The sequence below is a fragment of the bacterium genome (genome assembly GCA_021372535.1).
In the GTDB taxonomy this organism is placed as follows: domain Bacteria; phylum Latescibacterota; class Latescibacteria; order Latescibacterales; family Latescibacteraceae; genus JAFGMP01.
Genome location: JAJFUH010000014.1, coordinates 1 through 9196 on the forward strand (window position 1 = coordinate 1; position 9196 = coordinate 9196).

A 9196-nucleotide genomic window follows, 5' to 3' on the forward strand; every position below is an offset into this window, starting at 1 on the left:
GTCGGAAAGCAGAAAATCACAAATCCGTACTGCTTATTCGGTATCACTACCGGGGGTATACCTGAACTATGGAATTCTGAAAGGATTCCACTGCTTGCCGGTAAGCTGCAACTCCGTGTCGGGGTATTTTCACCGGAATAACGAAAACGACCGAACAGCCGTAATCGAATTCATTCCGTTCGATCACATTCGTGTATTTATTAATATTGATAAGAATTAAACACGAGGTTGTAAATGACTAAAATTAGTCATGGAAACGATTCGGTCTGGACGGGGAAAATAAGTGGATTATGCCTGTAACATATTGAAAAATAGAGTATTGCGGCTTTATTTGAATCGACAGCCGAAGAGAAGAAAGAACCTGTACTACCGGATGACAATCGAACAGAAAATATTTACTGCGCAGCGCGGTATTCTATCTCTTTGTGTATTCATGTCATCGTGGTCATAGTTTGGATCGATCCCAAATGAATAGTGTGCATAGAGGGATTCAATGATTTTTGTGACCGGCCGCCCACCGTGAGGCAATCGCGCAGGCCGTGATTGCGGCGGTTTCCGATCTGAGCGTGAGCCCGCCGAGAGAGCAGGGAACGGCTCTTCCAGCGGTCAGGAGGGAGATTTCCTCGCCGGTGAAATCTCCCTCGGGTCCGACTGCTATTGTGAGTTCTCCGGCCTTTCCGGTGCCGCCGGTTCGTTCGAGAGCGGCTTCCATGGTTATCTCCGCCGACTGTACTGCAGCGAGAACAGGCCCCGGCGAGTCTTTCACGAGCGTTTCCAGTCCGATCGGCCCGGAGATTTCCGGTATCCACGAGCGCCCCGACTGCTTCACCGCCTCGCGAATTATCCGTTCGAGCCTGTCGATCTTTATGGTATCCGGTTTTACCATAGTACGATTGGTAATGAGCGGCATGAACCGCCGCGCGCCGAGCTCGGTGCATTTTTCCACCGCCGTTTCGAACCGGGCGGGCTTGATGAGTGCGAGCGCAATGGTGATTTTGACCGGTGGCTCGCCCTCGCTGCTCAGGTCCCGTTCCACCGCCGCGGTGAGCGTCTTGCTGTCGATTGCACGAATACGGGCCATGACACGTCTTCCGTGGCCGTCCGTCACGCCGATAATCTCGCCGGGTCTTACGCGGCTCGAACGTGTGGCATGGTGGTGCTCTTCGCCCCTGAGTGTCACCGTTGAGCCGGAAAAATCCCTGCTGTCGGCGATAAAGTTCTGCATGGCAGGCGTTCCCCTATCGTACGGAAGCCCGGTTGTTTTCTTCGAGAATCTCCGGGATGACGTTGTCAGGATCGATGACAACCCTGAGATTCCGTGACGCCGGTACGTTCCCGAAGGTCACCGTCGTGCGCTTCGCCTTGAAATCGACGGGCGCATCGAGACGGGCGATGGTCTTGTCCTGAATCGTGTCCTCGCCATTCAAAAGCCGGACGACAACGTTCTCTGCCGCGCCGTTGCCGATGTTGTGGACGACAGCGGTAACCGTGGCGCCGCTCCGGGTCACATCCCACGGGTCTGTGACCAGGTCGGGAAGCTCGGCGGGACGGTCATGGTGCTCGATCTGCCTGATTCTGATCACGAGCGGTGTCTCCGGGGGCACGGGCAGCGTCACCACATCGAAGCGCCTGAGATTACGCTCGGTCTCCCAGACTGGTTTGCCGGGATTTCCCGCGCCGCTTGGGTCTTCATAGAGGCCGATCCTGTACCGGCCGTCGTCGATACGGCAGAGGCGCATGTTCAGATTTCGTTCGGCGGTATCGAAGGAATAGCAGAGCGCTTCGAGTGATGTGCTGTCGGCGCGCACGATGACACGGGCCACATCGGGTCCGCCGCCGGAAGGCCACATGACCGCGAGCTTCAGGTGGGCGTCCCACCGCGCCCCGCGCGCTCCCCCGAGCATGTACGTGTACATCTGTATGGCGCCGTGCGGGATATAATCGTCACGGTGGACGTTCGATTCGGTGAGCCGGTAGAAATAGAAATCATCGAGGAGCGATGCATACAGCTGAAATTCCTTCGTCAGATCGCCGATTGGTTTCGATACGTACGGCTCTTTCGGGATATCCTGTCCCCAGTACCACCTGAAGACGTTGACCGAAGTCCTGAAGGCTATCCCCTGCGCGTAGTTGACCGGGGTCTCGTCCGGGTGATCGAGCCGCCACGCCGATTCCATTTCGCGCTCGGCAGCGTATGCCTGCCCGAGGTTGTTGACCACCGTATTGTACCGCTCGCTGATGAAATCGCCGGTGTGCATACGGTCTATGGGGTAGATACGGCAGTACCCATCCTTGAACAGCCCGGTCTTCTCGAATTTCGTGTGTACCGTATCGATGATTGCCCGGGCGTTGTCGTTGCCGTCGAGCGGAAGGTCGGCCTGATGGAAGCTGATGAACAGGGTGTCGTCGTTCCATCCACCGCCCACCTGGCCGTCCGGGTTCTGGCGTTTGACCCACCAGTCGGCGATTGCGTGACGTCTTGTGTTGAAATCACGCATGAAGAACGCCCATTCCGGCTCTTTGAGGGGACGGGCGACGACCTTGAGCGGAGCCTTGCTCACATCGATGCGGTGACCGTCCTTGAACTCGGGCCCGCTCATGCGCTCCATGAAATTGGCGACAAAGTGATCCGGCTTGACACGTTTGATCGCGAGCGCCGGCAGGATGATGTCGAACGGCCCGCCGTAACAGTACGGCTCCTCGAGTTTAACCGTCCGTTTGGTGAACTGCCACGGCATGAATTCGTACATTTTGGAATACTGGGTTTTCGCCGACAGAATTTCCTTGTCCGCGTATGCATCGACAGCCATGTAGGATGGCACGGTTGCAACGAAGAACTCCGCGGGATTTTTACGGTCGCCAAGCTGAATCCTGCATGGCCCGGCGGTTCCCAGATCGATCCAGAGACGGTCGCCGCCGGTCACCACGAGGTCGTGGAAATCGATGGTGAGCTTCAGAATCTCAAAACCTTTGTCGAATCCCTTGAGGCTAACCGCGAACTGGTTCCAGAGCCGCGACGGAACAGCGGGGTCGTGCACGCGGACGTAGAGCGCTTCCTCACTGTTCATGGTTTTGAGCGGCAGCGAGAGGGTGACCTCGGTTATCCCGATGGGATTTTCGTAGGGTTCGCTCATGATGTTCAGGCGGCTGAAAGCGCCGATGTCAGCCGTTTTTTTCCCGCCGCGCGCCTCTCCGGACGAGGCAATGGCGATTTTACGCTCGTCCCGCGAGGTAAGCGCATGAACGGCGAATGTATACCGTTTGTCGAGAGCGCCGTCGGAAAGGGCGACGGTGCAATGCTCGCCTGCGATTTCCTTCGCGGCGGGGCCCATATGGTAGAGTACGATATTGTGGATACGCTTTTCGCCGGACTGCGGAAGCCGGACAACATCGCCCTCGAATCCCGGCGGTGTGCCGTAACCGACCGTAAAGGGTATCCTGAATGTCGCCCCGTCGGTCGCGGTGATGGTCGAGCCGTAGAAAAACCGCTCTCCCGCCGGAACGTCGAACAGGTCCTCGGTATCGTCCATTCCGGGAGAGCCCGCCTGTACCTTCACATCGGTGAGGTTGCCGGTAAGCCCGACATAGTTGACAGGCGTACCCCGCGGCGTCGTTATGTCGGCCTTTTCTGCATGGAAGTCGGCATCGCCGGGGATGATGGTGAAAAAGGCGTACGGGTGCGGCCATGCCATCTCGGTACGGCCGTCGATGATGTACCATCCCGGTATATGACCGTCCGCGGCGTCGCAGGGCCAGACCTCCGTGGCGCAGAGTCCCGATACCGGAGTCACAACGGGCAGACGGTCGCTCCGGTCGGAGCCGGAATAGCGGGCGATACGGGCGTCATCGGGTTTTTTACGGTTGTAAACGGGCGATTCGTCACCGGGAGCTCGGTTTTTTTTCATGAGACGTTCGATTTCCGATTTGGAGAGCGGACGATCCATAAGGTAGAGCTCATCGTAGGTCAATCCCGGCGCGGGAAGATGAAAAAGCCCCGGCAGCACGGTCTCGAACCAGCCGTCCGTGCCCCAGGACGAGGCGATTTTCTCCCCGTTGAGCCACAGTTCCAGCCCGTTCGCCCAGTCCCAGTTGAACACCACATGATTCCATCTGTCCGGGTCCCAGACCGCATTGGTTTTAAGCTCGTGACGGACATACCGGGCATCGCGGATGTAGGCGGACAGCTTTTTGTCGCCGCCGACAAGCACACCGAGCAGGTCGCGCTCGAGCCGGCCGAACGCGATGGTTGTCTGCTCGAAAAGCGGGCAGGCGAACGGCGGCGCGCCCTTTGCCCAGAACGCGGCGGCTCCGAGACGGGGATTGCATCTGCCGCTTCCCCAGATGAACGGCTCGTTGTACCCCATCGTGTTGCCGGGGCGCGTGTTGAATATCACCGCGGTGATGAGGTCGAGATCTATGCCCGACATGTTGTTGTCATCCGGCGGACTGGGAATGAAACTCATCCTGATTCCCTTGCCGTACCGGCCCTCGGGAAAATCGATCTTACGGTCGGCGACGGACAGTTTGCCTGAAATCTCTATGAAATCCTCGTCAAAAAAATCACGGTTGTCGAACGACATATGATACGACACCACCGACCGCCGGAGCTCGGCTCCTGCCGGAGTCATGCACACGGCAATCATGAGGAGGACGGACACGATGAAAGCGCTGTAAACTACCGATTTTCTCACTGAATTTCTTCCTTTCGCTATTCTATGGATTCACGATTGTATAATTGCCTATTATCGTTATATGGGTAAGACGGTCGATAAAGGCGCCGCGAGTCGAGCCTTCGCCGAAGAGCAGGTCGGTCACCGCAACCCGCGCCGCGCGGTGTATGATTGTGCCGCCGTCGGGCCCGGTCTCGTGCCATGACCAGAAATCATGGATGATGTACGGTTTTCCGTCGACAGCGCCGAGATAGATCATGACATGCCCCGGCATGCGGAGGATGGAAATTCCGCCCGGAGAATTGATAAGCGCCTGAGTCCGGGTTTCACGATCCATACCGTCGAGCGATATGATCGCCGTGGAAGCTTCCGCCAGTCTGCTGCTGTTGCGGGGGAGACGGAATCCGAAGCACCTGAACACATCGAGAACGTACGCCGAACAGTCGCGCTCCTCGAACATGCCGCCCCAGCCGTATCGACGCCCGTAGAGAACGAAACACTGACGGTAGATGTTCCTGATGGTGAATGACGGGTATCCGAACGATATACCGGAATCACGGCGGACAAAGCCTTTTCTGATCACGAGCTCGCCGGTTTCGCCCCGCCCGGGGATGAGCACTGCGCAGTAATCGTTGCCGACCGCGCTGAGACGGAGACAGCCCCCCATTCCGATCGCGCCGATGGCCGCCTCGTTGTCGGGAGTGGCAAATATGCTGACACGGTGGCCGACAGCCACGATAAACGCGTCCTTTTCGGTAAGCTCACGTATCGTCTCGATTTCGCCGAACGCAACCGCATCCGATGGCACCCAGCAGGTATAGAGCGCATGCTGGACATACGACCATCGCCCGTCATGCGACACGTGGAGCAGGGCGACCGGCTCTCCCATATCGACTGTGGAGACCATGCCCTCGTCGAATTCGTTGTCGCCGGGGGTTTTCATGAGCGGTATGGTGGTCGGCCAGACCTTTCCCTCCACACGGCGGAGCATGACGCCGAATCTGAGCGTTATGATATCCGGCACGCGGGTGGTATCCATGAGGGCGATGATACGCTGACGATCGGCCTGTTCGAGGGGAATATCGCCGGTTACATAAAGGTCGCTGTCGGCGAGATACCGGGCGTTTGCCGCGATATAGTCGCGGGCGTTTCCGCCGACGCTTTCATGGGGAAGCGAAAGCACATCGAGAATGTATGTTCCGTTGAGCGGATTGTTTTTGTTGAATTCCTCGATCTGTTCGGGGGTCATGATGATATCGTCGGGATTTGCGGCGTTTCTGATCCAGTATTCCGAGTATTCCACCTCGGGAGGTACCCCGGGAATCGGGCCCTCCGCGGGAACGAGCGAAGACCCGGGTGTCGCGGGTGTGACAGGCGGTTTTACAATCCCCATTCTGGTTATGACCGAGCATCCGCCCGACATGACCAGGACAACTGACAGTATCACCATGATTCTGTGCTTCATGATTTCCTCCGTTTGTTCATTCTCATATACTGCGCGCCTGTAAAAAGTATCAAAACACGGGACGTTTATCAAGTATTTTGAAGATTCCCTGAAAAATCGAGGCATTGTATCGATATCCTGATAAAGTAACGTGTTTTTATGAGGAATACATCTTTTCCGGGAAATTATCGTTGCATCGACCGTAGTTTTTAACTATCAATATTTAACCAGGGAGATGTCGAATGAATATTCTTGTAATCGGCGCTCACCCGGACGACTGCGAATTCTTTGCCGCCTGTACGGCCGTCAAATTCGTACGGTCGGGTCATCGGGTGAAATTCGTGTCGGTATCGAACGGTGATGCTGGCCATCACGAAATGAAGCGTACGGAGCTTGCCGAACGACGTCGCGCCGAAGTAGCATGCGCCGATACCATGCTCGGAGTGGAATGGGAGATTCTCGACATTCACGACGGCGAGATCGTACCATCCATCGATATACGGGGCGAGCTTATCCGCCAGATACGGAATTTCCGGGCTGACATGGTCTTCAGCCATCGCCCCGGCGATTACCATCCCGATCACCGCAACACCGGCATCCTCGTGCAGGACACCGCCTACCTCGTCATCGTGCCCAATGTCTGCCCGGAATCGCCGGCGTTGAGGAAAAACCCGGTATACCTCTATCTGCAGGACGAATTCAGGACTCCCGAGCCGTTCAGACCCGATATAATCGTGCCGGTGGACGATGTGTTCGATAAAAAGGTCGAGGCGCTCCACATGATGCCCTCGCAGTTCTACGAGTGGCTGCCCTGGACTATGGGAACGCTCGATGCCGTTCCTGCGGAGGAGAGCGCCCGTCGCGCCTGGCTCGACAGGTGGCTCCGTGACTGGATGCGTAATCCTTTTACTGCGGAGACGGCGGTGATGTACGGCCATGAACGGGCGAAAACGATAAAAATGATCGAGGCGTTCCAGGTATGCGAGTACGGCACACGGCCATCGCCCGGCGAACTCCGGGAACTGTTCCCGTTTCTGCCATCGGCGGGGCAGCCACGAAATCTTATTTAGCCCGGTTTATCTGAAAATACATCTACGAAAACCCCGGCCTCGTGCCGGGAGTTCCCGTAATGCCGTCATTCCCGAATCTTTAATCGGGAATCCATATGGAGCCAGAATACGTTTTCATCATTCGTTGTGATCATATATGGTCATGATAGTTATTCATGAAAATATTTTACCACAAAGGCAAGGCGTAGGGGTAATTCATGAATTACCCCTACAATGTTACATCGGTCAGATAAAAAAAACAAATCAGTGTAAATCCGCCCGATCCGCGAAAATCAGTGTTCCATTGAATTTCGTGAATTGGCCCGATCAGGAGTCATTGATATGATAAAACCAAAATTACTTGTATCCGCCATCGTGCTCGTGGTCGTCACGCTCTATCCCACCGTCTGCCCGGCGCCGGCCTTCAAATCCCCCGATGAACAGCGGGAAATGGAAAAGAAGTACGACAGGAAGAATATACTCCGCAGTGCGGAAATGATAACCGATACTTCGCCGGAGTTCATCGCTATCCCGAAAGACTACCCGGAGGTCATGGATTTCGATGTGGCGAAAACGCCCCCGACAGTCGATTTCGCCATAGTCCAGGGTCTCGACCCGTTGTACCTGCCCTCGTTCGATTCGGTAAAAGGCGGCGTCTATGGCGGCTGGGGCGATGTGACGAAAGGCCCGGACGGCTGTTTTTACTTCTCCATCGGCAACCACATGTCGTATGGCGGGACGGCGTATATCATCAGGTATGACCCGTCGAAGAAAAAGCAGAGCATCGTGGTCGATCTCAAAAAGGTCGTCGGTTACTCTGACAAGGTTTTCGGCGATGGCAAGTTCCACGGCGACCCCGACATCGGTCCCGGCGGCGAGATGTGGCTGCTCTCGTACTTCGGCCCTATGCCGACCAAGGAGGAGCTCGATACGGTTTACCGGGGGAGCTGGCTCATCCGTTACAACATTTTTTCCGGCAAGACCGAAAACATGGGCATCCCCCTCGAGGGCGAAAGCTGGCCGTACTATGCCTATGACTGGGAGCGCAGGCTCCTGTTCGGCGTCGGCTCGATCAATGGCTACGTGATCGCATACGATACGAAAGAACAGCGTATGATCTACGGCGGCTCACCGAAAAACGGCATCACCTGGTACGAGCGCGGCGTGCTCCTCGACCGTGACACGGGAATCATATACTCGACCGACTCGAAGATGTATCCCGGCGAAACCCTCGTCGACCGTTACCGCGGCGAGCAGCATTTTGTCAATTACGAACGCCGGAACAACAAATTTACCATCATGAAGGCGACAGTTCCGCCCAATCCGGTCACCGGAAAAATCACCCCGATGCGCGCACATACAAAGGACAGGGGCGCGGACGGCGCATTCTGGTGCTTCGATGTGTCGGGCGCAATGTTCAAATTCTATCCCGACGAAGACCGCACAGAACCGGTCGGCATCAACTGGGGCAAAGAGGGCAAGTACACCTCGAACATGAATTTCAGCCCGAAAAAACGCTATATTTATTACCTTCCCGGCGCCGACACCCGGGCATATCAGTACGGCACCCCGGTTGTCCAGTACGATACGAAAACCGGCCGCAGGAAGGTCATCGCGTTTCTCAACGATTTCTACCTGAACACCTACGGATACAGCCCCGGCGGAACATACGGTGTTGAACTCGACGAGAAAGGGGAATCTCTCTTTTTCTATACGAACGGCAGGTTTACGGCCAGAGAGCTGGGTTCGGGCTATGGAAGACCGGCAATATTCCACCTTCACATTCCCGAGTCGGAGCGGGTTGAATAGAGAGCGGAACACTGTACGTGATAATGTTATCCGGTTATCCAGTTAAATCAGCTAACATGATTGATCCCCCTCGGCTTCGCCGTGTGTCTTGTCCTGAAATAAGTTTACAGAAGAAGGGACAAGGAGTCAAGGATGAAAGAGGGAATGGGAGTGCGGTTTACGGAGGTATTGAAGCTGCATGTGGTGGGAGAGGTTGAGTCTGGGAGGATAAGTCAGTCGGAGGC

The 9196-nt window shown here is 56.0% G+C and carries 5 protein-coding genes; 2 read left to right on the top strand and 3 right to left on the bottom strand.

Annotation, left to right across the window (positions count from 1 at the left end; all coding sequences use genetic code 11):
• Positions 1-490: 490 nt before the first annotated feature.
• Genes LLG96_01240 through LLG96_01250 form a run of 3 tightly spaced genes read right to left on the bottom strand, consistent with a single transcriptional unit; the run spans position 491 to position 6135 of the window.
• Complete coding sequence (locus tag LLG96_01240) at positions 491-1225, bottom strand: 16S rRNA (uracil(1498)-N(3))-methyltransferase (protein MCE5248822.1); 735 nt, start codon at positions 1223-1225, stop codon at positions 491-493.
• Between the two features lie 13 nt (positions 1226-1238).
• Complete coding sequence (locus tag LLG96_01245) at positions 1239-4691, bottom strand: hypothetical protein (GenBank protein ID MCE5248823.1); 3453 nt, start codon at positions 4689-4691, stop codon at positions 1239-1241.
• A gap of 22 nt (positions 4692-4713) precedes the next feature.
• Complete coding sequence (locus tag LLG96_01250; GenBank protein MCE5248824.1) at positions 4714-6135, bottom strand: SH3 domain-containing protein; 1422 nt, start codon at positions 6133-6135, stop codon at positions 4714-4716.
• Positions 6136-6356: 221 nt separating this feature from the next.
• On the opposite strand from LLG96_01250, the gene LLG96_01255 reads away from it, so the two are divergent.
• The gene (locus LLG96_01255; protein ID MCE5248825.1) at positions 6357-7184 is read left to right on the top strand and encodes a PIG-L family deacetylase; all 828 of its coding nucleotides are present in this window, start codon (positions 6357-6359) and stop codon (positions 7182-7184) included.
• 321 nt (positions 7185-7505) lie between these two features.
• A complete protein-coding gene (locus tag LLG96_01260) occupies positions 7506-8972 on the top strand; it encodes a hypothetical protein (protein ID MCE5248826.1) in 1467 nt (488 codons plus the stop codon).
• Positions 8973-9196 lie beyond the last annotated feature (224 nt).